At 61.4% G+C, this 25,515-nt stretch carries 22 protein-coding genes and 1 pseudogene; 12 read left to right on the top strand and 11 right to left on the bottom strand.

The annotated features are described in order from the left end of the window. Nucleotides 1-151: 151 nt before the first annotated feature. From RCH09_RS10625 to RCH09_RS10610, 4 genes are all read right to left on the bottom strand, one after another. Entirely contained in the window at nt 152-982 is an 831-nt protein-coding gene (locus tag RCH09_RS10625; RefSeq protein ID WP_326941058.1) for a hypothetical protein, read from the bottom strand. Nucleotides 983-1,278: 296 nt separating this feature from the next. Next, nucleotides 1,279-3,234 carry an ankyrin repeat domain-containing protein gene (locus tag RCH09_RS10620; protein WP_326941057.1) on the bottom strand — a complete coding sequence of 652 codons (1,956 nt, stop codon included), beginning with the start codon at nt 3,232-3,234 and terminating at the stop codon, nt 1,279-1,281. 310 nt (nt 3,235-3,544) lie between these two features. Further along, nucleotides 3,545-6,109 (bottom strand): chemotaxis protein CheW, encoded by a 2,565-nt coding sequence (locus tag RCH09_RS10615; protein ID WP_326941056.1) that lies wholly within the window; start codon nt 6,107-6,109, stop codon nt 3,545-3,547. A 62-nt stretch (nt 6,110-6,171) separates the two neighbouring features. Continuing rightward, the gene (locus tag RCH09_RS10610) at nt 6,172-6,342 is read right to left on the bottom strand and encodes a hypothetical protein (protein ID WP_326941055.1); all 171 of its coding nucleotides are present in this window, start codon (nt 6,340-6,342) and stop codon (nt 6,172-6,174) included. On the opposite strand from RCH09_RS10610, the gene RCH09_RS10605 reads away from it, so the two are divergent. After that, nucleotides 6,342-7,343, top strand: coding sequence for an aldo/keto reductase (locus RCH09_RS10605; RefSeq protein ID WP_326941054.1), 1,002 nt, complete (start codon nt 6,342-6,344; stop codon nt 7,341-7,343). The two genes, RCH09_RS10610 and RCH09_RS10605, sit on opposite strands and share 1 nt — an antisense overlap. A 24-nt stretch (nt 7,344-7,367) precedes the next feature. Here RCH09_RS10605 and RCH09_RS10600 read toward each other — a convergent pair whose 3' ends face one another. From RCH09_RS10600 to RCH09_RS10580, 5 genes are all read right to left on the bottom strand, one after another. Continuing rightward, on the bottom strand, nt 7,368-10,229 hold the full coding sequence (locus RCH09_RS10600; protein WP_326941053.1) for a bifunctional diguanylate cyclase/phosphodiesterase: 2,862 nt from the start codon (nt 10,227-10,229) through the stop codon (nt 7,368-7,370). A 143-nt stretch (nt 10,230-10,372) separates the two neighbouring features. After that, entirely contained in the window at nt 10,373-10,741 is a 369-nt protein-coding gene (locus RCH09_RS10595; RefSeq protein ID WP_326941052.1) for an NEL-type E3 ubiquitin ligase domain-containing protein, read from the bottom strand. 250 nt (nt 10,742-10,991) lie between these two features. Further along, nucleotides 10,992-11,390 carry an SMU1112c/YaeR family gloxylase I-like metalloprotein gene (gloA2, locus tag RCH09_RS10590; protein ID WP_326941051.1) on the bottom strand — a complete coding sequence of 133 codons (399 nt, stop codon included), beginning with the start codon at nt 11,388-11,390 and terminating at the stop codon, nt 10,992-10,994. 36 nt (nt 11,391-11,426) lie between these two features. After that, nucleotides 11,427-11,765, bottom strand: coding sequence for a hypothetical protein (locus RCH09_RS10585; protein WP_326941050.1), 339 nt, complete (start codon nt 11,763-11,765; stop codon nt 11,427-11,429). Nucleotides 11,766-12,000: 235 nt separating this feature from the next. After that, nucleotides 12,001-12,699 (bottom strand): ArsR/SmtB family transcription factor, encoded by a 699-nt coding sequence (locus RCH09_RS10580; protein ID WP_326941049.1) that lies wholly within the window; start codon nt 12,697-12,699, stop codon nt 12,001-12,003. A 117-nt stretch (nt 12,700-12,816) separates the two neighbouring features. On the opposite strand from RCH09_RS10580, the gene RCH09_RS10575 reads away from it, so the two are divergent. The 8 genes from RCH09_RS10575 to RCH09_RS10540 all read left to right on the top strand — a co-directional run bounded on the left by RCH09_RS10575 (nt 12,817) and on the right by RCH09_RS10540 (nt 21,329). Next, nucleotides 12,817-14,007 carry a cytochrome P450 gene (locus tag RCH09_RS10575; protein WP_326941048.1) on the top strand — a complete coding sequence of 397 codons (1,191 nt, stop codon included), beginning with the start codon at nt 12,817-12,819 and terminating at the stop codon, nt 14,005-14,007. Then, nucleotides 14,004-14,348: an antibiotic biosynthesis monooxygenase family protein gene (locus RCH09_RS10570; protein WP_326941047.1), complete on the top strand. Its 345-nt coding sequence runs from the start codon at nt 14,004-14,006 to the stop codon at nt 14,346-14,348. Before RCH09_RS10575 ends, RCH09_RS10570 begins: the two co-directional genes overlap by 4 nt. Nucleotides 14,349-14,704: 356 nt before the next feature. Continuing rightward, nucleotides 14,705-15,706: a hypothetical protein gene (locus tag RCH09_RS10565; RefSeq protein WP_326941046.1), complete on the top strand. Its 1,002-nt coding sequence runs from the start codon at nt 14,705-14,707 to the stop codon at nt 15,704-15,706. Nucleotides 15,707-15,816: 110 nt separating this feature from the next. Next, a complete protein-coding gene (locus RCH09_RS10560; RefSeq protein WP_326941045.1) occupies nt 15,817-16,452 on the top strand; it encodes a DUF2239 family protein in 636 nt (211 codons plus the stop codon). A 26-nt stretch (nt 16,453-16,478) separates the two neighbouring features. Next, the gene (locus tag RCH09_RS10555; RefSeq protein ID WP_326941044.1) at nt 16,479-16,844 is read left to right on the top strand and encodes a GIY-YIG nuclease family protein; all 366 of its coding nucleotides are present in this window, start codon (nt 16,479-16,481) and stop codon (nt 16,842-16,844) included. After that, entirely contained in the window at nt 16,841-17,272 is a 432-nt protein-coding gene (locus RCH09_RS10550; protein WP_326941043.1) for a MarR family winged helix-turn-helix transcriptional regulator, read from the top strand. The genes RCH09_RS10555 and RCH09_RS10550 overlap by 4 nt, the downstream gene beginning before the upstream one ends. 103 nt (nt 17,273-17,375) lie before the next feature. Then, entirely contained in the window at nt 17,376-20,483 is a 3,108-nt protein-coding gene (locus RCH09_RS10545) for an error-prone DNA polymerase (RefSeq protein WP_326941042.1), read from the top strand. A 174-nt stretch (nt 20,484-20,657) separates the two neighbouring features. Then, nucleotides 20,658-21,329, top strand: a complete 672-nt coding sequence (locus RCH09_RS10540; RefSeq protein ID WP_326941041.1) for a PEP-CTERM sorting domain-containing protein — start codon at nt 20,658-20,660, stop codon at nt 21,327-21,329. A gap of 257 nt (nt 21,330-21,586) precedes the next feature. On the opposite strand, the pseudogene RCH09_RS10535 reads toward RCH09_RS10540, so the two are convergent. After that, nucleotides 21,587-22,518: pseudogene (locus RCH09_RS10535) on the bottom strand (ISAzo13-like element transposase-related protein). 229 nt (nt 22,519-22,747) lie between these two features. Continuing rightward, nucleotides 22,748-23,920, bottom strand: a complete 1,173-nt coding sequence (locus RCH09_RS10530; protein WP_326941040.1) for a sterol desaturase family protein — start codon at nt 23,918-23,920, stop codon at nt 22,748-22,750. Between the two features lie 274 nt (nt 23,921-24,194). Between RCH09_RS10530 and RCH09_RS10525 the strand changes: the two genes are divergently transcribed. Genes RCH09_RS10525 through RCH09_RS10515 form a run of 3 tightly spaced genes read left to right on the top strand, consistent with a single transcriptional unit; the run spans nt 24,195 to nt 25,496 of the window. Continuing rightward, nucleotides 24,195-24,407 carry an alkylphosphonate utilization protein gene (locus tag RCH09_RS10525; RefSeq protein ID WP_326941039.1) on the top strand — a complete coding sequence of 71 codons (213 nt, stop codon included), beginning with the start codon at nt 24,195-24,197 and terminating at the stop codon, nt 24,405-24,407. Between the two features lie 16 nt (nt 24,408-24,423). Further along, a complete protein-coding gene (locus RCH09_RS10520; RefSeq protein ID WP_326941038.1) occupies nt 24,424-25,020 on the top strand; it encodes a gamma-glutamylcyclotransferase in 597 nt (198 codons plus the stop codon). Further along, on the top strand, nt 25,017-25,496 hold the full coding sequence (locus RCH09_RS10515; protein WP_326941037.1) for an HAD domain-containing protein: 480 nt from the start codon (nt 25,017-25,019) through the stop codon (nt 25,494-25,496). The genes RCH09_RS10520 and RCH09_RS10515 overlap by 4 nt, the downstream gene beginning before the upstream one ends. Nucleotides 25,497-25,515: the final 19 nt, after the last annotated feature.

Genomic DNA, 25,515 nt, shown 5'->3' with positions numbered 1-25,515 from the left:
CCGGCACAGCGAATCGAGTCGCAAGCCACCTACCAAAAAACCAACGAAGAAAGGAGATCCAGGAACCAGACCAGAAGACTTATCCACAGACGCGGTGTAATCTACGCGCAAACAGGGTGGGTCATTTTTGGATGAAAACAGTGGGTCAGTTTTAAGCGATTCTCAACACTTTGCGTGCCAAATCAACTTTGAAACCAGTGTCTACCTTCTCCAGCGTTTTCATTGCCTCCAGCGTCGTCGCGAGCATTTCATTCGACATCGCCAAATAACGGAGGTCGTTGAACGGAATGTGTCGCGTGGTGTGCATTTGTCTTAATTGCTCGAACTGCTCTTCCCGTCCTCGTTCGGGTCGCGGCTGAACGTGCGGGATACGGTCAGGCAGGCGAAGGTTCGGCTGCGACACCGCTTCGGCAACACGAGCCGATCGCAACGCCGCCGCGGAAACAGCAGGAACCGGCCGAGGGCCCAGCCCTGGAAGCGCCGCTTGCAGACTCTGCGCAAGCGGCATGCCGATGTCAGGATTCTCTGACTGAAACGTATGCGGGACGCTTCCGTGGAGACGATGCATCCACCCGGACAGCGCACTTGATGACGCCGATAGACCTTGACCTGGCGGCGTGGCTTCAGGCCGGGTCGGTAAAAAGGCCGGTAATTCCTCTGCCGTCGGCGGCGTGTCAGGACGCGGTCGTTTCATGGACGATCGATCGGGCAGAACCGGCTCAGGCCCGGCCAGTAAAAAATCGGTTAGTTCTTGTTCAGTCGGCGCCGCGTCAGGACGCGGGCGTTTTGATGCCGATTGGGCGATCAGCGCCGCCGTGCTGTGGGTGGATGAGCCAGCGCGAGGACTGTCGTGCAATACGCGCATTAAATAGTCGACCGTATGCGGGGAAAATTCCTCCTCAATCGCCGTCTGCTCCGGTGTTGAAAAAGGTTGCCGCTGACTTGGCCCAGCCAGATGCGCCAGGTGCGGCTGTGCAAGCATCGGTCCCGATGGCTGTTCGGGTTGCGGTTGCGTCGATGGTTGCGGGAAAGGCAGTGGGCCTGGTGTTGATGTTTGGGCGACAAGCGCAGGTTTCGGGAATGAGGGATTCAAGCGCGGGGGCATAAGGGGCATTGTGTTAGCTGACAACACGGTAAATGTCCCGGTCCGGAATATGGTTCCCTGATTGCCGATCCGGTGCGTTTGGGACGACTGGACAGGCGTCCATGACATGTACGGCACGCATCCCCCGAGGTCAAGGAAATGCCGCCCCGGATGCACCCACTGCGCGCGCAGGGTCAGACACCGGGTTGCGTCTGCGTCTGCAAATGCGCGCCCAGCGCCGCTTCAATTGCTTCGCGGTTCGGGCTTTGGCTGGCCAGGGTCATGATATCGACGCAACCCCGGGTTCGGGAATTGGTATCCGCGCCAAGCTGCAACAGCAGCCTCACCATGTCAACAGAACCGCTGCGCACCGCGTGCTGCAGCGGCGTGTCGCCCGAGACTGGGTCGCGCAATTCAAGCGAGGCGCCGGAATTGACCAATGCCCGGAGGACGTCGTCGCGCGGGCCAATCTCTGGCGTGTTGATGGCCCAGAATACGGCCGAGCTTGCACCCAGGAATGGGGCATTCAAAACGTCCGCGGGAATGTTCGCTTGCGCCATCAAATCTCCGGCAGACGCAACATGATTCAGCAGAATCGTGACAACTTCGGGATACTCGAGGCGAATGGCACTTTGCAGTGGAACTTCGTTGAGGCCGTCAACCGAACGCTGTGCCGGGTCCGCGCCCAGCCGGAGTAACATCGTGACGGCGGCAAGTTGCGTTTGCTCCGACGTGTGGTTCATCGCGGTTCGCAAAGGCGTGAGGCGACTGTTAACACAAATTCCATTTACCACCGTGCTGAATGCCGCCCGCTGATGCTCCCCGACTTGGGCAGTCGTCGGGTGCATGCCGTACAGGTGTTCCAGCAGGCAAAAAGCGGCGTCAAAGTCCTTTTGAAAATTTTCGTTCTTGTCGTCGGTCCGAAGCGCTCTCACGATTTGGTATGGAAGATCGCGACGGTAACCGGCTCGCTCCGTCAGCGTCTGGATTGCCTCCAACGTGGCCGTTAACTGTTCCTTCGTCATCAATAGAAGGTGCTCGTCATTGAACGGAACTCTTCGGGCCTTCAATGTGCGCCATAACTGTTTATAGAGATTCTCCCGAGCCCGCTCAACCTTGGGCATGGTGCGCCGGACACGGTCTGGTAGAGAAAATTCCCATCGCGGCGGCGGTACGAAACTGCTACCGGGTGGGCGATCAGCACCTTGATCCGCGCGGGCTGAACTGGTGTCTGGCGTTGCACGCCACATTTCCTGAAGTTGGACAATCTGCGTGAGGGTTTCACGTGTGGACACCTGCGGTGGTTGGCCGGAGCGGTGGCTGTGCTGACCTGCAAAAGTCGCAAATCGAGATGACCCAACGTTGGGTTCGGCGCGTGGCGACCTTGCTACCCTCTCTGCATACGCTGCAATTGCGCTTGATAACTCTGCCGCACCCTGACCTGGGCGCACCTGCTGCTCGGGGAGCAGGAAGCGCGCTAATACGTCGGAGGACGGCGGCTCGCCGGTACGCGGCCGTTTCGATGACGCTGGCTCAAATCTGCCGGGTTGGCTGGCCGCTGAGATGTCATGGGTTGCCACCTGCTGTGGTTGGCCGCAGCGGTGGCTGTGCTGACCTGCAAAAGTCGCAATTCGAGATGATCCAACGTTGGGTTCGGCGCGTGGCAACCTTGCATCCTGACCTGGGCGCACCTGCTCCTCGGTGAGCAGGAAGCGCGCTAATTCATCGGAGGACGGCCGCTCGTCGGCACGCGGCCGTTTCGATGACGGTGGCTCAAATCTGCCGGGTTGGCTGGCCGCTGAGATGTCATGGACGGGCATAGGACAGTCCCCGCTGTCGGATTCTTCATCTGACCTGAACAAATGTTCGGCTGCAGCTTCCAGATCGAATGGCGACGCTCCAGCAGCATCGGCGAATGCAGGACTTCCTTCCAACGCGCGGGTTAACACGTTGGTCGTCACAGGCGTCTGGGCAGCACTGTCGCGCAATGCGCGCATTAAATAGCCGACCTCGTCAGGGGTGAATTCACTCAGGTCTGCCTGCGCCACATTCGCTTGTTGTGGCGCAGCGCGAGACGGATCAAGCAGAAGTCGCCAGTTTCCTTCCGCTGCGCGCGCGAATTCCGTCGGCGTCCGAGAAGAGGTCGTCATTGATCCCTGTATCGGGGCGGAGGCGATGGCCTGGCTTGACATTGAAACCGGCGTTGACTGCGAGGTTGAATTTGAGGCTGAAGTCGAAGAAGGAAAGCGCGGGAACATGGTTTACTCGTAGTGACGAAATTAAAAGACAGGTTCCGCATGAATGTCCTGTTGCAAGACATGGTTCCACCTTAAGCGCGCTCGATTTGGCTCGACTTTGTGAAGTGCGAGTGCCCCATGCATGTCCGAACCGCATGCAGCGTTGCGCAGTCCGCCACCGCCCATTGCACGTACGGCGGCGTGGCCGCTCCAGCCGTTCCGGTCAGGCCGCCGACTGCACTGGCGGCACAATGCGCAGCAACGGCGCGGGTTCTGTCCGCCCCATGACCTGCTCGAACAGGCAGGGTGTATCGAGCACCTGAATGAGCAACTCGCCGGCATTGGCCTTGATGACTTGCCGCACCAGCGAGGCCGCGCTGTGGTCGATCAGCGGCGTGGCCACCAGATCGGCCGCATCGACGCACACCACCGCGTGCAGTTTGTTCACCAGCAGGCCCAGCCGCCGATCGCCCTGCCGGATCACGATGATCTGGCTGGCGGCATCCAGCGCGGTTTTCTCGCCCGCCAGCAGGACCGCTGCATCAAACACCCAGGTCATGGTTTGCGCGCCGCCGGATTCGAGCGGCAGGACCCCGACGCAGGCGGCGCCTGCACCGAGCGATGCGCGCGACATGTGCGCGGCCGGCAGTGCTTCGCAGACCGCGTCGGCGGGCAGCGCAAACAGTGCGCCATCGACGAAGAAGGTCGCGAAGTCATGCGGGTTGCGCACGTCGATTTGCCGCCCAAGTTCGGTGGACGGCGCGCGCACAACGCCCTCGCGCACCGGCCCGAACGACTCCACCACGACCGCCAGAATGTCGTCACGATAGCCGTCGGACACCTTGAATTCGCGGTAGCCATGCGAGGCAGTGCAACCCATGATCGCGTACTGCCCGTTCTGGATGCACACCTGCGACGCGCTGCTGCCAGCGGCCAGCTTGTGCATCGACGGCGCCATCTCGAGTCGGGAGCCGATCTTGCAACTGGCATCGGTGCTCGCGAGAATTGCTCCGCTGCGATCGACAAAGTAGGCCTGCACGTTCTGACCGGCGGCGCTGCCGCTGCGCAGCATGGCGAGGAATTCTGCCGACGCATCGAACACAATCCCGATCCCGCCGACGATGCTGGCGTCGTTGGCCGGGTCGCGGATGGCGGCGTGATACACATAGGTCGATTGCCCGTCAACCATGGCCGATGGCGCAAACGGTGTGACGTAATACGCCTGCCCGGAACCCAGCGCCAGCACCCGCTGCAAGGTCTCGTCGGTCACGGCCGGATAGCCCGCTGCGCCGGCCGCCTCGCGCGAGGTGGCGATGATGCAGCCATTGCGGTCATACACGAACAGGCAGGCATACACCGTATAGAGGTCGTTGATGGCGCGAAGGATGTGCGCCATGCGCGCCGCACCGGTCGGTTCCGGGCGCGCCATCAGACTGCGCAATTCCGGCGACAAGGCCCACCAGCGACAGTCGTTGGCGCGCTCGTACAGATTGCGGTCGAGCAGATCGACCAGCAAGTGCGCGACGAATCCGCTGTCCGACAGGCGTGATGCCAGCACGGTTTCGAACAGCCCGCCGATGGCCTGGGCGAACAGCGTATTGCTGCGCGTGCCGGTGTCGCTGATCTGTTCCAGAATGGATTTCAGGCGCGTGCCGTCGCCGCCTTGGCCGGCGGTCGCCACCTGCCCGTTCCAGACCACGCGCCGGATGGTCTCCGCCGTCGCTTCGGCCTCCTTCATGATGGCAAACAAGGGCGGACAGAAGGTCCGGGCATGCGACAGCAAGCCGTCCGCCACCGCCGCGTCAAGATTGGCCAGCACGCTGGCTGGCGCGGCCGAGAATGCCAGCTCGACCGGAATCATCACCTGACCCTGCCAGCCAGTCGGGCCGGGATAGCCCTGATAGCCGGCCGACGGCACCGTGCGCGCCAGATACTGGCGACCGGCGAACATCACCAGTGCCGGCTGCCCGGACCGATTCACCGGCACCTGCGCGCCGAGCGGAATCCAGAGCGGATCGGCGCTGGCAATGACGCGATTGTCGCCATCGAGCAGGAGCATTTTGGCGTGCTGTTGCGGGTCGCCGTGGGTGGCAAAGATCCGGCCCATTTCCTCCTCGAACGCAAATGACAAGCACAGCACGCCAATCACGGCGCCGGTCTGCGGATGCAGCATGCGACGCGAATAGATCAGTCCGGCGCGCCGGTTCGGCAGCAGATCGGTGGCGCGAAAGGTTTCGACAAAATGCTGTGATGCGAGGCTTTGGCGGACCAGCGCATCACGGCTGCAGTCCAGCGTCGCGCTGTCGTCGATGCGCAGCAGCACCCTGCCCTCGGTATCGAGCAGGATGATGTCGTCGTAGACGGTATATTTTTCGCGGTAGGCGCGCAGACGTTGGCGGATTGCCGCTGCGTCGGTCTGGCTGCCGGCGACAAATCCGCACAGGTCGCCATCGGTGGCCAGAAAGCCGACGTCGGCGGTGCGCTCGTACAAATTGCGCACCACGATGTCAATCACGTACTGCGCCTTGGTGGTCAGTGCGGCCATCGCATTGCGCATTTTCTCGCGCACCAGATTTACTACCAGTTCGCCTTCGAGCTGGCTGAAACGGCCGCGGGTGGCGGCCATGATCGGCAGGATCGAGCGCGCTTCGAGCGGACAATTCATCTGCGCCGACGACTCGATCATGCGCCAGCGCAGATCGAGCTCGCTCAGGGAGCGCTCGCATTTGCCGACATCGCGCATATGCGGCAGCCAGCTGTCCACCGGGAAGGAATTTTCGTCGTTCATTGTCACCCTTGGTAAAAAGCACAACTACTTTTGGTTTCAATAAAAAATAACCGCAAGATCCATTATGCCCGGTGGAAAGTTTTTTGTTCGAGAAACTTATCGCTTCGACATTGACCCGGCGTGCGCGAACCGCAACGCTGCCGCTGCTTGGCGACGCCGATCCGTTTGTCCGAAGCCTTGTAGAATCGGTGCACCGCCGCACCGTCGGCACCGGCCATAAGGAAATCCACCAATGCAAACTCCCATCAAGACGCGTCAGCTCGGCGCCAACGGCCCGACCGTATCGGCCATCGGCCTCGGTTGCATGGGCATGAGTGATTTTTATGCCAACCGCGATGACGCCGAATCGATCTCCACCATTCATCGCGCTATCGAACTCGGCATTACGCTGCTCGACACGGCCGACATGTACGGGCCGTACATCAATGAAGAACTGGTTGGCAAGGCCATCAAGGGCAAGCGCGACCAGGTCTTCCTGGCCACCAAGTTCGGCATCGTGCGCGATCCCGCCAATCCGCAGGCGCGCGGCGTCAATGGCACGCCCGAGTACGTACGCAGTTCGGTCGAAGGCAGCCTGAAACGGCTGGGCGTGGAAACCATCGACCTGTACTACCAGCATCGCATCGATCCAGCCACGCCGATCGAGGACACCGTCGGGGCACTGGCTGGGCTGGTCAAGGCCGGCAAGATTCGCTACATCGGTTTGTCGGAAGCTTCATCGGAAACGCTGGAGCGGGCCCACAAGATCCATCCGATCACGGCATTGCAAAGCGAATATTCGCTCTGGTCGCGCGACCCCGAACAGGGCGCGCTGGCGACCTGCCGTCGCCTTGGCATCGGCTTTGTGCCGTACAGCCCGCTCGGACGTGGTTTCCTGACCGGCGCCATTACCAGTCCGGATCAGTTTGCCGCCGACGACTACCGGCGCAGCAGTCCGCGCTTCCAGGGCGAACATTTCGCCCGCAATCTGCAGCTGGTCGAGAAGGTCAGCCAACTCGCCGCCAGCAAGGGATGCACGCCGGGACAACTGGCGCTGGCCTGGGTGCTGGCACAGGGCGATGATCTGGTGCCGATTCCGGGCACCAAGCGGCGCAGCTATCTGGAAGAAAACGTCAAGGCACTCGACATGATACTGAGCAGCGCCGAGCTGGCTGCGATCGAAGCGATTTTCCCGTTGGGCGCGGCCAGTGGCTTGCGCTACCCCGAGGGCAGCATGAAAACCGTCAACCGCTGAAACGCCGCTGCATGCCGGCGTCGTTCAGAGCGACGCCAGCATCGGCAGGCAGCGTCCCTGATGCAGCAGTTGTTCGAATTCCGGCGCCGGCACCGGCCGGCTGAAGTAGTAGCCCTGCATCTGGTCGCAGCCGTGCTGGCGCAGGAATGCCAGCTGTTCGGCAGTTTCGACGCCCTCGGCAATCACCTTTAACTGCAGGTTGTGGGCCAGCGCAATGATCGAGACGACGATGGCCGCATTGTTGGCATCGCTGGTCACGTCATTGATGAAGGAGCGGTCGATCTTCAGCACATCCAGCGGAAAGCGGCGCAGGTACGACAGGCTGGAGTAGCCGGTGCCAAAGTCGTCGATCGAAATCGGCACGCCCAGATTTTTCAATTCGCCCAGGATGGAAATCGCATTGTCGACATCGGTCATGACCATGCTTTCGGTCAGTTCAAGTTCCAGATAGCGCGCGGCCAGCCCGGTTTCACTCAGCACCGTGGCAATCGATTGCACCAGTCCCTTCTGCATGAACTGACGCGGCGACAGGTTGACCGCCACGCGTAACTCGCCCAGGCCGGCGTGTTGCCATGCCTTCACCTGCAGGCAGGCGGTGCGCGCGACCCAGAGCCCGATCGGGACGATCAATCCCATGTCTTCGGCCAGGCCAATGAACCGGACCGGCGGGATCAATCCCAGCAGCGGATGATTCCAGCGGATCAGCGCTTCCATGCCAACGATGCGGCCATCGCGCAAACTCACTTGCGGCTGGTAGTGCAGGACAAACTCATCGCGCTCCAGCGCATAGCGCAGATCGGTTTCGAGATTGAGCCGGTCGAGGCTGCGCTCACTCATTTGCCGGGTGTAGAACTGGAACGTATTGCGGCCCAATTCCTTGGCCCGGTACATCGCAATATCGGCGTGCTTGATCAGCGTTTCGGCCGTGTCGCCGTCGGTTGGATGGATGGCCACGCCAATGCTGCAGGTGAGAATGAATTCGTAGCCCTGCACCTGCAGTGGCAACACGACCGCATCCATGATGCTGCGCAGCGCCGCCATGCCGGTGCCATCATCGGGAGACTCATTCAACAGCACGAGGAATTCATCGCCGCCAACGCGGGCGACGGTATCGACGCCCGCTGCCGCCGATTGCAGCCGCGCGGCAAGCACTTTCAGCAGCTCGTCGCCGGCCTCGTGGCCGAGGGTGTCGTTGACGAATTTGAATCGGTCCAGATCCACGAACAACACCCAGATCTGCGCGCCGTCGCCTTGGTTGGCCTTCATTGCCTGGCCCAGTCGCTCCGTGAACAGCATCCGGTTGGCCAGGCCGGTGAGCGTGTCGTGCCTGGCCTGATAGGCCAGTTCGGCTTCGAAGCGCATGATCGAGCTGACATCGTACTGGGCAAAGACGAACTGAATGACGGCGCCCCGCTCGTCACGCACCGGTGCAATGAACAGATCGCTCCAGTAACCGGTGCCGTCCTTGCGGTAATTGCGCATCAACGCGTGGCCCTCGCGCACTTCGCGCAGACAGGTGCGAATCTCATCCAGGTTCTGCTGGTCGATGCCGTTTCCCTGCATCGATTCAAGGCCGCGCCCCAGCACATCGGCCTTGCTGTAACCGGTAATGCGCTCGAACGCCGGGTTTACGTATTCGATCGCGTAGTCCGGTGCGGTGGCGGCGCAGATCAGGATGGCATTCGGCGACACCTGGATCGCCCGTTCATGCAGGCGCAATGCACTTTCGGTGCGCACATGCTGCGCCAGGTCCTCCGACAGCCGCAGGTTCGCGGTGCGCAGCACCACGGTGCGTTCACCGACCAGGCGTTCGGCCACGATGTCGCGCGAGACCAGCGAATACACATACGCCGCCGCCAGCAGGCTCGACAAAACGCCGCCCAGCAGCACGAACAGTGACGCGTTGTAATTCGACAGAAATGACACTTCCGCCTGCGCCACTTCCATGCGCCAGATGCTGCCTGCCAGTGCGAATGTCTCCGCCACCGGATCGGCGCGGTCGACCAGCAGCCAGTACGGCAGCAACGAGAAAGTTTGCTGCCGCAGCGTGCCGGCACGCCCCTCGCGAAATGCCAGTTGCGATGGATCCGGCCGGGCGGAGGCGAAGATGCTTATCACCATGCCCGGCTCGGCGCGCACGCCGCTGGCATCGAGAATGGTATCGATCAGGTTATCAATCCGAAACACCGCCGCGGTTTCGCCAATCGTGGCGGCTTCACGCTGTGCGACGGAATCGAGCTGCAGACCGCTCCGGTACACTGGGGCAATGATCAGAAAGGCCGTATGCCAGCCTTTGTGTTGCGCAATCGATAGCAATCCGGTCGCGGTCGGCAGACCGCTGGCGCGCGAGCGCCGCCGTGCCGCGGTTTGATCCGAGGTGACGGCGGTGTCGAGCCCGACCGCCGCCTCGTTGCCCGCCAATGGTTCGATGTAATCGACCACTTTATAGGTCGGGCGAATCGCCGCCGTGCGCACCTGATCGCCGGCCATCTCGACAATACGAAATGCCGGATCGGCGTGGCGTCGGGCGGCTTCGAAAGCCTCGCGCTCGGCGTGCGTGACGGTGCGCTGAAAACTCAGCGCCTGCAGTTGCGGATAGCGCTGCAGCAGCGGGGCGGCAAAGTCATGAAACTGCTTGGCACTGACCACCCCGACCACCTGAAACAGCTGATTGACGACCCGCAACTGTTCGACGGCATCGACCAGTCCGCCCTGCACCGCCGCAATGCGAATGTTGGCACTGGTGCGGAATTGCTGGTTGTGCATTTCCGATTCGGAACGGCGCATCGAGACAAAGGCCACGGCGGTCAGGGTCAAGCCGATCAACAAGGCGATCAACGCCGTGGTCGACACCGAAAAGTAGACGCGCGAGAACAGGTTTTTCATGGAGATCGACCATGCAGGAATGACTCCAACATAGCAAGCATCGCCGCGCTGCTACTTTCGGTAATGGCGCGGCAAGATGCGACGGTAACGTCGAGCGCTACCGCGTTGTTGAGCGAGCTGCGTGCAGGATCGGGGCGGCCTGTCTATTTGTGTTCGCTCGGTGCCATGCTGGCGCGCGACTCGACAATAAAGTTGCGCGTCAATTGCCGGATCTTGTTCTGGCGCAGTGATGTCAGCAGTGCCTCCATGTCCCGGCACATCTGGATGTAATCATTGTCATTGGTGAATGGCGGCGGCTCCGACAACAGCTGGCGTTCGGCCGCAGCGTTGCGCTCGAGTTCGGCAAACACGTCCGGATGGGCGCGTTCCAGATGCTGTTGCCAGGGTTCCCAGTTGGCGATGAATTCGATGAACTGCGCGCGCCGCTCGGCGTTGCTGATGCGTTCGACCGCGTTGTCGAGGTCGCGCGGCGTCAGGCTGGCGCAGGCGCCATACAGCATCGCCTGCGCCACCCCAGGTGACGCACGCTTATTATCGAACTCCCGTTTTATGTCAGATGGAATCGGGTAGTTCCAAATTTTCAGCGGTCATTGCAGTCGTGGGGGTGGGCCACGCGCCGATGCGGGATGCGTGACATCGCGTTGTGAACGCCGCCAGTTGCCTGTCAGCGCAACTTGTGATTACCGGATCCTGGGGACACGGCATCGTGAATAATCGTCAGGGATCAATTGCAGCGAGTCGCGCTTGGCGCAGTACGATGGATCAGGCTGGCTGCGGCGCAACCTCGTAGAGTTCCAGTGGCAAGCCATCCGGATCGGCAAAAAAGACGAAGCGGCGTTGGGTAAATTCATCGATGCGGATCGGTTCGACGGCGATGCCGGCCGCTTCCAGTTCGGCCTTGCAGCGCGCTACATCGTTGACCGCAAAAGCCAGATGACGCAGGCCCTGCGCCTCGGGCCAGGACGGCCGCGGCGGCGCGTCCGGAAACGAAAACAGCTCGATTTGCGCACCGTCCGGCAACGCCAGGTCGAGCTTCCAGGAATTGCGCTCGGCCCGGAAATGCTCGGCCACGACGGTCAGTCCGAGCGTCTCGACGTAGAAGCGTCTGGAGCGTGCGTAGTCTGCGCAGATGATGGCGGCATGGTGGATTCGCAGGAGCATGCCCGCCAGTCTACAGCAGGCCCTGCGGCGCCACGGCTACGCCTTCGGTATCGGCATCACCGCAATCACATCGATGTAGGCCCCGGCAACCTGCAGATGCGGATGTCCTTCCAGCATCCTTGCGGCGGCCTCGTGCGATTCGGCCTCGATGATCGTATAACCCGTCACCTCGTTCCTGACACTGGCAATTCCGCCGGCGGTAACGCGTTTTGTCTTGCCCAGCGGTGCGCCCATATCGACAAAGGCGCGCTCATTGGCATTCATCCAGTGGGTCCATTCTTCGATGCTGGCTTTCATCTGCTCGGGTGTGGAATTCGCCATCAGGTGATCGACTGTTGCCACCGGCACCAGATACAACACAACAAATTTGCTCATGATTTGACCTCCTCAAGAATCGAATCCTGTCGGGCCGAGGGCCTCGGCAGCGCGCATTGCGACAGCCTCCGCCTGCTATTTCCAGACCGGGAAGTCGCTTGGCACATGAGGGGTGCTCCGGCAAGAACGGGGATGAGACATCGTATCAGTGACGACAAGTGGCCACTTTGAACGTGATCAAGGATTGACGCGCACGGAGATTCTTTCGACGCCAGAAACCTGGCCAGGACAAGTTCTAGCAGTCGAGCTCAAAAACGCGTTTGAAATGACGCCGGCCTGCGCGCGTGATGCCAAGTGCGCGACTATCGAGATCGCGCTCGATCCAGCCTTGCCGGAGCAGCACGGACAGCAGCGCGGCGCCAAGCGCTCCGCCCAGATGGGAACGACGCTCACTCCAGTCCAGACAGGCACAGGCGAAGCGGCGCCGTGCCTTGCCGGCTTTGTCTACATCCAGGCCCAGTCGCTCCAGTGCGGCCGCGCCCTCCTCGCTGAGTTGATAGTCGCCGCCTTCTTGTGTAACGGGATGGAGCCATTGGTGCCGCGCCATATAGTCATGCATCGCAACGGCAACGGTACCCGCCATGTGGTCATAGCAGGTGCGCGCGTTGCGCAAGCGCTCCGGCGTGGTCGAGACAAACAACGGGCGCGGCAGGCCGGCCACGCGCATCAGCGCTTCCAGCGCAGCGGCCACGTCGGCGCCGGCCAGCGTGTAATAGCGATGCTTGCCTTGCGCCAGCACATGCACCAGTTGCTGCTCGCGCAATTTGGCCAGGTGGACACTCGCCGTCGAGGGACTGACTTCGGCCAGCACCGCCAGTTCGGTGTTGGTGCGGGCGTATCCATCCATCAGGCAACACAACATGCGCGCCCGCGCCGGCTCCGCAATGGCTGCGGCCACGCCGGCCAGTCTGGTATCGGCAAACTCGTTGGACATCGTCTCTCCTTTCGCGCAGCCAACACCGGTACGCATCGACAGTTTGATCGTAAGCGAATTGTTCAATGCGATCAATCCATACAATGTGCTGTCACCTCTCACCTGCAAGAGATTCCCATGTATCCATCCAACGCCGTCGCCGCTGCCAGCCATGTCAATCCCTATCCCTGGTACCAGCAGCTGCTGGCAGGACCGGCGCTGCATTTCGATCCCCATTTGCGACTGTGGATTGCCAGTCGCGCCACAGCCGTCCAGGAGGTCATGGACAACCCGCATTGCCTGGTGCGTCCGTCTGGCGAAGCCGTACCCCGTGCCTTCGCCGGCAGCAGCGCCGGTGCGGTTTTTGGCCGACTGATCCGGATGAACGACGGTCCCGGCCATGCGCGCCCGAAGCAGGTCATCGGGCAGGCGCTGGCGGCACTGGATCCGTCCGTCATTGCCCGGCGCACGGCCCATTTCGCCAGGCTGCTGGGACAGCAGCACGGCCTGCCCGACGGCGCCGCCCTCACACGCTGGACATTTGATCTGCCGACCTGGGTCGTGGCCGACTTGCTTGGCCTTGGTCAGGACGAACTGCCGGAACTGGCGCTGTGGGTGGCGGATTTCGTGCGCTGCCTGTCGCCCCTGTCGACACCGTCACAACTGGCCGATGCCAGCGTCGCCGCGCAAGCCTTGCAGCAACGCTTCGCCCGGCTGGTGCAGACCAGCGCGTTGACGCCCGCCACGCTGCTGGACGCTATCTGCCGCCAGGCCGCCCACGCCGGCTGGGATGACCAGGAGGCGATTCTCGCCAATCTGATCGGGCTGCTGTCACAGACCCACGAAGCCAGCGCCGGCCTGATCGGCAACAGCATCGTCGCCCTGCTTGACCGCCCACAGCTGGAAGCACAGCTGCGCGACGATCCGCAACTTGCTGGCGCGTTGGTGCAGGAGGTCGCACGCTTTGATCCGCCAATACAAAATACCCGTCGCTTCGTGGCGCAACCGACCATCGTGGCGGGCGTGGCACTGCAACCGGGCGACACCATCCTGCTGCTGCTGGCTGCCGCCGGTCGCGACGCGCACGCCAATCCGGACCCGGATGTCTTTGTGCTGGAGCGCCCGCAGCGCCGCCTGCCGGGCTTTGGACACGGGCCTCATGCCTGCCCCGGACAGGCACTGGCAACGCGGATCGCAACAACCGCGATTCAGCACCTGCTCGCGCTGCCGGTCCGGCTTGACCGGGCCGCGCTCGATTGGACCTTGCGGCCCTCCGCGAACGCGCGCCTGCCGCAATTCTTTACCACCACGCCGAAGGGATCGCCATGATTGCCGTGATTTTTGAAGTCTGTCCGCACGACCACACCCGGCAGGAGTACCTCGCCATGGCAGCGCGCCTGGCGCCGTTGCTCAATGAGATCGATGGATTCATCTCGATTGAACGGTTTCAAAGCCTGCGCCAGCCGGAAAAGATCCTGTCGTTGTCGTTCTGGCGCGATGAGGAGGCGGTGCAACGCTGGCGCAACACCGAGGAACATCGCGCCGCGCAGTCGCGCGGAAGGTCGACGATTTTTGCCGGCTACCGCCTGCGCATTGCGGCCGTCGTGCGCGATTACGGATTGCTGGAGCGTGAGCAGGCGCCGCAGGACAGCCGGGTGGTGCATGGTTAAACCATGCACGTGGAGATCGCATCGTGGCGCAATCGCAACCTCGGCAGCGCCACGCCTACTCTGTGCGTGCAATCAGGAAAATCCGAACCAGGTTGCCAGTGGGTTGAGAGCAGTCAATGAATCTTGCTGCCGCTCTTGTAGCGTGCCCGTGTGCCGCTCAAAGTGCTGATTCCACTCCGCGCTCCGAGAGAAATCCAATGGATCAGACCTGCTTCAGGACGAGTCACTTTGTCGATGCACCCGCGACCTCACCGAAATGGTCACAGGCATGTTGCATCGCCTGTTGTGCATTGGCGCTGGGCGCTTGTGGCGGCCATTCGGCGCCCGCGGTGGATGCCGCCCGTCAGGCAAGTTTGGTGGGCATCGGCTTTATTCCTGGCGGCACCGCAAGTCAGGCGCTGGCAGTGTCCGCAGATGGCAATGTGGTGGTGGGCTCGACCCAGGCGGCGTCCGGAGAATTGCACGCCGTGCGCTGGAGCGCCGAGGGCGGCCTGCTCGAACTGGGCCGGATGCCGGGCGGAACGTTCAGCAGTGCCCGGGCCGTGTCGGCAGATGGCGCGATCGTGGTCGGCGAGGGAGATGCCTTGTCGGCGACGCGCGCAGTGTTCCGCTGGAGTGCCGCTACCGGACTGGTGCAATTGGCGTCACTGGCCAACGTCGCACTGTGCGTTCCCGGCGGCGTGTCGGGCGATGGCAATGTGGTGGTCGGTACCTGTTTGACGACAAACAATGCCGCCTTTCGCTGGACCGATGCCTCGGGCATGGTCTCGCTCGGCCAATTTGGCGGCGGGAGCGACCGCACCAGCAGCGCACTGGCGATTTCCACCGACGCCAGCGTCATTGCGGGCGCAGGGCATCCGGTCCTGAACGGGGCGATGCTATGGAGTTCGAACGGCACGGTCAGTATGTTGGGAAGGCTGGCCGGGGATGTTTCCTCGTCGGCCACGGCAACCTCACGCAACGGCAGTGTCGTGGTGGGCTACTCGGTGGGACAAACCGGTCATGCTCATGCCTTCCTTTGGACGCAACTATTGGGCATGACGGCTGCCGGCACCGTACCGGCAGGCATGACCAATACCACGCCGAGTGCGGTCTCCGGCGATGGACAGATCATTGTTGGTTGGGGTGTTGCACCGCAGGGAGATGTCGCGCTGATCTGGGATACGCTTCACGGCACTCGGTCATTGGAGGCAGCACTGCAGAGCGACTACGGTTTCAGTGCTTCCCTGCAAGGCTGGAAACTGCAACGCGCGACCGGACTGTCAAGCGATGGCAATACCGTCGTCGGCTATGGAATCAACCGCGCTGGCCAGACCGAGGGTTGGCGCATCAGATTCACTCCATCGATGAATAATTGACCGACATGCTGGCGCTGCGCATCACGATTTAAATTTACCCGGGTATTATTGACGCAGTAATTTAACCCGGGTATTATTGGCACATTCAATTCAAGCCAAATCCCACCGTGATGAATACCGCGACACCTTCCTACACCACCTTCGACGGCCACAAGCAAATTGCCTCTGGCAGCCTGGCGGTCAATGCACTGGCTGTGAAACACGCACTGGCATCGGGCGTAGCCAGTTCGCTGCTGACCTTCTGCGACCAGACTGGCCAGGTTGTCGATATCGACATTCGAGGAAGCGATGCCGAGATGTTGGCACGTCTGCCGCCAGAGATGCACCTGCTGCACGAAAACGCATCGGCACTGAGCGATTCCGGGGAATCTGCTGAGCCACGAGGCCGTGGCCGGCCAAAGCTTGGGGTTGTGGCGCGGGAAGTCACGCTGCTGCCGCGCCACTGGGACTGGTTGGCGACACAGCCAGGCGGCGCCTCGGTGACCCTGCGGAAACTGGTTGAGGAGGCACGCCGGGCCAACGTGGATCGAGACCGGCAACGCCAGAGCACTGAAAGTGCGTACCACTTCATGTCGACCATGGCTGGTGACATGGCTGGGTTCGAAGAGACCGCGCGCGCGCTGTTCACGAACGATGAGACAAAGTTCCACCAACTGACCGGCGCCTGGCCGACCGACGTGCGCGATTACGTCAGGCGCCTTGCCTGTCCAGTGCCGTTGGCAGACCTGCCAGCGCTTGCGCCGTGACATATTTGTGACGAAGAGGATTGACGATGACAAACAGAAAAACGCTGAAACGAGAGTATCTGGACACGAAGACCCGAGCCGGTGTCTATGCGATCCGGAACCAGATCACGGGCCGGGCGTTGGTTGCCGGAAGTGCGAACGCGCAGGGCACGCTCAACCGACATCACTTCGAACTGCAGTGTGGGCAGCATCGTAATGCGAAGCTGGCGCAGGATTGGGTCGAGCACGGTGAGGCCAGCTTTCTGTTCGAAGTACTCGACATGGTCAAGCCCAGCGAAGATCCCGCCTTCAATGCGGCACAGGAGCTGGACATGCTGGTCAGCCTGTGGCGCCAGGAAATACCATGCCATGGCGAACTCGGCTATGACGAACCGGGAAGGAATCCTCGATGAACACGCCGCTCGGCTTCTGCCTGGCGCTGCACCGTGCCCAGGCCAGCCTGCAACTCAAGCTTGACCACGAATTGGGCATACACCATGGCATCAGTTTCAATGACTTTGCATTGCTGAATCTGCTCGCGCAAGTGGATGATGGCCGGGTAAGCATGGCGGAACTGGTGCGGCCACTTGGTCAGCCGCAATCGTCTGTGCTGCGTCAGTTCATCTTGCTTGAGAAGATAGGGCTGGTGGTGCGCGAGGGGGCGAATGGAGATCGTCAGGCCGTGCTTCGCCCAGCCGGGCGCGCGCTGGTCAATGCCGCGCGCGAAACTGCCGATAGCATTTGCACCGAAGCCGTCGCGTCAATCGACGCTGCTGCGCTGGCGACGGCTTCCGCAGCGATGGCAAGACTGGCATGCACTCCAGCCTTGGCGACTGCGTGATGCGCTTTGACAATCGCGTCGATCACTCACCCCTTCCCATCCAGTTCCCTGCCAATGGGCGCAATCACATATACTGTTCATCCATACAGTATATTGCAGCGCCATGTCCCCTCACCTGCCCCCTTACGCCGAGCTGCATTGCCACTCGAACTACACGTTTCTGCACGGCGCGTCGCATCCCGACGAGTTGATCGAGCGCGCCTTCAACCTTGGCTACAGTGCGCTGGCGATCACCGACGAATGTTCGCTGGCGGGGGTGGTGCGGGCGCATGTGGAAGCCAGGAAGCAGGGCTTGCCGCTGATTATCGGCAGCCAGGTCACGCTCGATTGCGGCATGAAGCTGCTGCTGCTGGCGACCAACCGGCAGGGTTACGGCAACCTGTCGCAACTGATCACGAACGGCCGTCGCCGTGCCGGCAAGGGCTTCTACCAACTCAGCACGCGCGACTTCGAAAGCGCTGAACTGACCAATCTGCCGGACTGCCTGGCCATCCTGATTCCGCAACGCGCACATCCGCCCGAGCAGCAGTTGCAGCAGGCCGAGTGGGTGGCACGCCGGTTCGACGGCCGCAGCTGGATTGCGCTGGAACTGCTGCATCGGCTGGATGACGATCTGTGGCGCACCCGCCTGACGGTACTGTCGGGTCAAACCGGCTTGCCGCTGGTGGCCTGCGGCGATGTCTGCATGCATGTGCGTTCGCGCAAGCCGTTGCAGGACACGCTGACGGCGATCCGGCTGGGCAAGCCGATTGCCGAATGCGGCCTCGATCTGCAGCCGAATGCCGAACAGCATTTGCGCGCGCGGGTGCGGCTGGCGCAAATCTATCCGCGCGCGCTGCTCGATGAAACCCTGGTGGTGGCGCAGCGCTGCACGTTTTCGCTCGATGAATTGCGCTATGAATATCCGGAAGAAATCGCACCGGCCGGCGAATCGCTCGATGGCTATCTGCGGCGGCTGACCTTTGAAGGCGCATCGCGCCGCTTCCCCGGCGGCACGCCGCTGAAGGTGCAGCAACAGATCGAGCATGAGCTGGCACTGATCCACGACCTGGCTTACGAGCCCTACTTCCTGACGGTGTACGACATCGTGCGCTTTGCGCGCAGCCAGAACATCCTGTGCCAGGGGCGCGGTTCGGCGGCCAATTCGGCGGTCTGTTATTGCCTCGGGATTACCGAAGTCGATCCGGCCCGCATGTCGGTGCTGTTCGAACGCTTCATCTCGAAAGAACGCAACGAGCCACCCGATATCGATGTCGATTTCGAACATCAGCGACGCGAGGAAGTGATCCAGTACATCTACCAAAAATACGGTCGCCATCGGGCCGCGCTGACGGCGGTGCTGATTTCGTACCGGCCGCGCTCGGCGATGAAGGATGTCGGCCGCGCGCTGGGACTGGACTTCGATCAGGTCAACCGGCTGTCGCGATCGCATCAGTGGTGGGATGGCAAACAGGTGATTGCCGAGCGGCTGGTCGAATGCGGTTTTGATCCGGCCGCGCCGCTGGTACAGAAGCTGTTGCTGCTGGTGCAGACGCTGGTCGGCTTTCCGCGTCATTTGTCGCAGCACCCGGGCGGCTTCGTGATCGCGCGCGACAATCTGGCGCGGCTGGTGCCGATCGAAAATGCGGCCATGGCCGAACGCAGCGTGATCGAGTGGGACAAGAACGATCTCGATGCGCTCGGCATTCTGAAGATCGACATCCTGGCGCTGGGCATGCTGTCGGCGATCCGGCGTGCGCTCGATCTGGTCGGGGCGCGCCGCGGCGAAGTGTTCACGCTGCAGGATGTGCCATCCGAAGACCCGGCCACCTACGAGATGATTTGCGCGGCCGATACGGTCGGCGTGTTCCAGATCGAATCGCGGGCGCAGATGTCGATGCTGCCGCGCTTGCGGCCGGACCGGTTTTATCATCTGGTGATCGAGGTGGCGATCGTGCGGCCGGGGCCTATCCAGGGTGGCATGGTGCATCCGTATCTGCGCCGCCGCCAGGGGCTGGAACCGGTCACGTATGTCAACGCCGAGATGGAGGCCGCGCTGGAACGCACGCTGGGCGTACCGATTTTCCAGGAACAGGTGATGCAGATCGTGATGTTCGCGGCCGGTTTCAGCGCCGGCCAGGCCGATGACCTGCGCCGTTCGATGGCGGCCTGGAAGCGCAAGGGCGAAATCGAAAAATTCCGCGACCCGGTCATCAATGGCATGCTGGCGCGCGGCTATGATCCCGGCTTTGCACAGCAGATTTTCAGTCAGATCGAAGGCTTCGGCGAGTACGGCTTTCCGGAGTCGCATGCGGCCAGCTTCGCGCTGCTGGTGTATGTGTCGGCCTGGATCAAGCGGCATGAACCGGCAGCGTTTCTGGCCGCCCTGCTCAACTCGCAGCCAATGGGTTTTTACGGACCGTCGCAACTGGTGCAGGACGCCAAACGGCATGGCGTGATCGTGCAGCCGGTCGATGTGATGATCAGCGACGTCGATTGCACGCTGGAAGAAACCGGCGCCGCGCAGCCGGATGTGCGGCTCGGGCTGTGCCTGGTGCGCGGCTTGTCGGGCGCCGCCGCGCAGCGCGTCATCGAGGTGCGCGCGATCCGCCCGTTTGACAGCATCGACGATCTGGCGCGGCGCGCCGAACTGAATGAACCGGATCTGCAGGCGCTGGCGCAGGCCAATGCGCTGGTCGTGCTGGCCGGACATCGGCGTCAGGCCAAGTGGGAAGCGGCGGCGCTGCAACCGACCACGCCGTTGCTGCGGCAGGCGCCGATGCTGGAAGCACCGCTGGCCTTGCCGCCGGCTTCCGAAGGACATGAAATCGTGGCCGATTACCAGTCGCTGGGATTGACGCTGCAACGCCATCCGCTGGCCTTGTTGCGACCGCGGCTGAAAGCCATGCAGTTATCGACCGCGCTGGAAATGAAAGGCTTTGCCAATGGCAAACTGGTGCGCGCAACCGGGCTGGTCACCATGCGGCAACGGCCGCAAACCGCCAACGGCACGATGTTCGTGACGCTCGAAGACGAGACCGGCGTCATCAACGTGATCGTCTGGAAAGATGTGCAGGAACGCCACCGCCGCGACATCCTGCAGGCCAGCCTGCTGACGGTGTACGGCGTCTGGCAGGTCGCCGGCGAGGTGCGGCATCTGATCGCCAAACGGGTGGTCGATCATTCGGAATTGCTCGGCAGCCTGACGATTAACAGCCGGAATTTTCATTGATCCATCTCCAGCATCGTGCACCCATGCGCCAAACAAGCCACGCCCCTTGCGCCATCGCAGAAACAGTGAACAGGCATGGCCGACCATAACGGAACGACTGGGCGGCGTTGCGCATTCAGTCCCACTCTGGTCCCACTCCGCCGTTACGGTGCGCAACCATTCTGGAGAACTCTGATGAAACCAAGCCTGAACCACGCACTCCTTGCCAGCCTGCTGAGCACGGTCTGTTTCACTGCCGGGGCAACCGCGGTGGTACCGCAAACCACCACGTCTCCGGTCGATCTCGTCGATGGCGGATTTGGCGGCACCCTGCTCAATTTTGTCGCCACCCCGGTATCGACCCCGAGCTACAGCGGCACCGCGCGTTCGGCGGTGTATGACAACGGCAACGGGCTGGATTTCTACTACCAGTTCGTCAACAACCCCGGCTCGCAAAGCAGCATCGAACGCCTGACCGGTTTTAACTACGGCAACCTCGCCGTCGACGCCTTCCAGACCGCCAACAGTTTCGGCCCCTTCAGCACCGGCACGCAATCGTCGGACTCGGTCGATCGCGGCGCCTTCGGTGTCATCGGCTTTAACTTCCTGCCACTCGATGCCGCGCAGATTCTGGCCGGCTCGACCACCAACCTGCAGATCCTGCGCACCAACGCGCGCGCTTATACCAACGGTGCGTTCGGGATTCTCGATGGCTTCGCCGCCAATGGCGTGGGCTTTGCGCCCGATACCGGCAGCGTGCCGGCAGTGCCGGAACCGGAGCCGTGGGCGTTGATTGTGATCGGGATCGGGATGGTGGCGTATGCGGTGCGGCGCAAGAAAGGGGTGAGTGGATATGCGATGAGCTGACGGCGCGATTACGTTGGCAACGATGGGCCGGTCTCGCTGTGCGCCGGCGCGACCGGGCGCGCTGGTGCGAGCCTGAAAAGGGAAAAGCCGAAGGTGCGGATGACAGCGCGGACAGCGATCGGATCGAAAAGCCGGTGGCGGAACGACGATGTTGTGACCGCCGGCCACACGATCGACGCCAAATGGCTCGCCGCGATAAATCGCTCGTCAGGCCGGTGTGCGCTGAATCACGCTTTTTCCGCTAAGGGATTTAGAAATTACAAACGCACCTTTTTAGGTTGAATTGTTATATCCCACCAATTCAACTCTTCGGATCGTTCCAGTCGTTGCTCAAGTTCTGTTTTCTCAATACCGCATAGTTTGACACCCTTCTCGTAAATGGCGTCCACCAAGCATGCCATTGTGCGCATGCCTTTCCAGCAAAAATTGCCAGCTCGATGGATGACCGTATCCACCGTGCTGAGCAAGTAGCCGTTCCAGGATTTCTCCAGTCCCGCCCAGTAGCGCTCGATGGCGTTGTATTTGCTGTGATAGGGCGGGTAATAAACCAGTCGCACGCACAGCCCTGTCAAATCCGCGAACTCTGTCATGCGCAAGAGAAATTGGCTGCGCCGTCCGTTGCACTCTGGTCCATTGTCCAAGTTGATGACGAGCTGTTTAAGCACTGGCAGTTCTGGCTGCCTGTGCTGCCACCACAGGAATAAGCCGTCGGCCATGAAGTCGCTGGTTTTGTAGTTCGTGCCGAAAAATAGGAACGATTTTCCAGTCACTGGCTCCAGTATGCCGCCGGGTACTAATTTCTCCTTCATGCACATATCATGGTCCAGGGCTTTGACAGGCTCGACTCCACGCGAACGCCCACCCCTGGAGTAATCGCCAACATGCACCGTCGCCTTGGTATCCATGCTTAGCCTCAAGATGTGCTCATCTGCATCAGCCAATGTGTTCAGACGTCTGACGTTCTCGAAGATGGCATCGGTTTGGGCGGTTTTTTTTGCACCTTGGATTTGGCCACTGTACGCAGTCGGTAACCCTGGCGCCTCAAGAGGTTTGAGATAGTGCGCACGCTGGGCAGGGATGCTTCAGACCAGCCCTTTCGCACGAGTGCCTCGTGTACCGCCTTAGCCGTCATGTTGGTGTACAGCAAAGTGTTGCGCAAGCTTGATTCGGATTCGCTGTGCGGCTCCATGATGGTCTGTATCTCAGCGAACAGCTTGGGGTGCCTGTCCTCTGTTCTTGGCTTAGCTCTGGCCGTAATGTCATTGATGCAGGCTATGCCAGTTTGATGTTCATGAATGCCCAACTCAACGGCCTTTCGATTCCAGCCGAATGCATCCTCTGCAACACGTTGCTTGCCATCGAGTAACGTCACTGTTACGTCGCCCATCGCGCGGCGTCGCGCTGGCCACTCGATCAGGTCAATCAGACGCCCAATCAAATCGACGATCTGCGTCGACACGCCGTTGCGCTCTAGTGTGCTCGTCTTCATCAGCAGCAGCTCCATTTACCCAGAATGAAGACATCTTAAACGGTACTTTGATAACTACCGAATCCCTAAGGACTGCACCAATCATCCACAGCCACACCGCCATCCCCGCCAGGAACAAGCCATTCTGCAAACTGGTCGCGTCATCCGCCCACCACAGAAAAAGACAGGTCGCGACCAGCGCAATCGCAAACAGAGCGCACGCGGCCCATCCCTGCAAGCGTCCGATGGCGGGATTGAAGCGGTCAGCATTGACCGGTGTCGCAACCGGCGCAGTGCCCTGCCCGGCCTGCCAGCCCGGTCCCTTGTACAACACCCGCAATTTGTCGCGCCATCCCGCCGTCGTGCGCAGTTGCGCCCACAGCGATGCGTACACGACCGCTACCGACCACAAGGGATTCCAGCTGTTCAGGGGTGTCACGGTGCCGTACACGCATGGCTCGGTTTCTTCCTCGAAGGTGCCGAAGAGACGATCCCAGATGATCAGGATCGCGCCGTAATTCTTGTCGAGATAGCGTGGATTGGTGGCGTGATGCACGCGGTGGTTCGAGGGCGAGGAAAACACGCGGTCGAACCAGCCCAGCTTGCCGATGTGTTCGGTGTGAATCCAGAACTGATACAGGATCACCACCAGCCCGACGATGCCGAACAGCTCCGGCGGCACACCGATAATGGCCATTGGGATGAAAAAGATCCAGCCCATGATCGGATAGAAACTTTCCTGCCGCAGCGCCGTCGAGAGATTGAAGCACTGGCTCTGGTGATGCACCACATGGGCGGCCCAGAAGATGGCGCTTTCGTGGCTGACCCGATGCAGCCAGTAATCGAAGAAATCGTAGAGCACCAGGGCGATCAGCCAGCCGTACCAGAGATCCCAGATCGCGGCGTTGTCAAATACGGCGACGTGCGGGTAGAGCATTTCGTACAGGCCGATCTGGAACAGCTGCGTGCAAACCGCGACCGCCTGGCTCAGCAAACCCTGGCTGAGGCTACTGATGGCATCGTTGAGACGGTAATTGTTGCGCTGCCGGAGTAGTCCGTAACCGAACTCCGCGGCGATCAGCAACGCAAACAGGGCAATGGCAATAACCAGGATTTGATGCATCGGGGCGCGCTAACCAGGAAAGGGATCGACAAATATGCGCCCGATTTTAACCGCTGCAGCTGCGGCAGGTGAAGATGACGGCAAGCCGGCCCATCCCGCCGCCTTGAAGCCAGGCCAGCATCGCTGGTCGCAATGCCCACCGGGCTTGGCGTGCGGACGCATTTCCTGAGTTGTAGCGGCGTGACCACCTGCCGATCTGACGGCATGTCGTCCGGGTCGCTTATAATCCGGGCACTCTCAAACAGGCAGGCAGACGCTGCGCAAGGATGCATCCATGGACGTAAAAGACAGTAACGGCAATCTTCTGGCCGACGGTGATTCGGTCACCACCATCAAGGATCTGAAGGTCAAGGGCACCTCGGTGACGCTCAAGCGCGGCACCGTGATCAAGAACATCCGCCTGACCGACGACCCGGAAGAGATCGAATGCAACGCCGAGAAGGTCAAGGGACTGGTACTGAAAACCTGCTTCCTGAAAAAAGCCTGATTCATCACACTGCATCATGTCCTTCGATACGACCGCAGCCAATCGCCTGTTGCATCGCTTTGACGACCACGACAGCCTCTGGCTGTTCGGCTACGGGTCGCTGATCTTCAAGGCGGATTTTCCCTTTATCGAACGCCGTCCGGCAACCATTGGTGGCTGGGAACGGCGTTTCTGGCAGGGCTCGCATGATCATCGCGGCACGCCGGACGCACCCGGACGCGTACTCACGCTGGTGCCGCAGGCCGGCGCGGTATGCGACGGCATGGCCTACCTGATTACGCCGCAAGTGTTCGATCATCTGGACCATCGCGAAAAAAATGGCTACCTGCGTTTCACCACGACGCTGACCTTTGACGACGGCGGCAGCGCCGATGGCCTGGTGTATATCGCGATGGACGATAATGCAGCATGGCTGGGGCCGGCGTCCGACCGCAGCATCGTCGACCAGATTGACGCCGCCAGTGGTCCGAGCGGACGCAATCGCGATTACCTGCTCGATCTGGCCGCAGCGTTGCGCGCGCTCGGCAAGCACGACCCGCATGTGTTCGCGCTCGAAACGCTATTGCTGGCACCAGCACTTCACCCTTCATCCGAACCGACTGAACCCCAATGAACATTCTCTATCTCGACTACAACGGCGTACTGCATGACAGCAACGTCATGCGCAACCGCAAGCGCGGGCTGTATCTGGCCAATCCCGACAAGCGTTTCTTCGAATGGATGCCGATTCTCGACGAGCTGCTGGCGCCCTATCCCGAACTGCGCATCGTGCTGTCGACCAGCTGGGTTCGTGCGGTCAGCTTCGATACGGCAAAATACGACCTGTCCGCCACGCTGCAGGAACGCGTGATCGGCTCGACCTTCCACCATCTGGGGATGCTGCAAACGGCGTTCGACACCATGCCGCGCGGCATGCAGGTGCTGGGGGATGTCGAACGCCGCAAACCGGCCAACTGGTTCGCCATCGATGACGACGCCTTCGGCTGGCCATCGCTCTACCGCGACCGGCTGATCGAAACGCGCGGCGATGTTGGCCTCAGCGATCCAGCGGTGCAGGATGCCGTGCGCAAGATGCTGGCGTCGTTCTAAATTCAGGCCATTTAATTGA

The organism is Actimicrobium sp. GrIS 1.19 (assembly GCF_035984655.1).
GTDB lineage: Bacteria > Pseudomonadota > Gammaproteobacteria > Burkholderiales > Burkholderiaceae_D > Actimicrobium.
The sequence above is the reverse complement of the archived record's forward strand: the minus strand, read 5'-3'. Positions and strand labels throughout refer to the sequence as shown.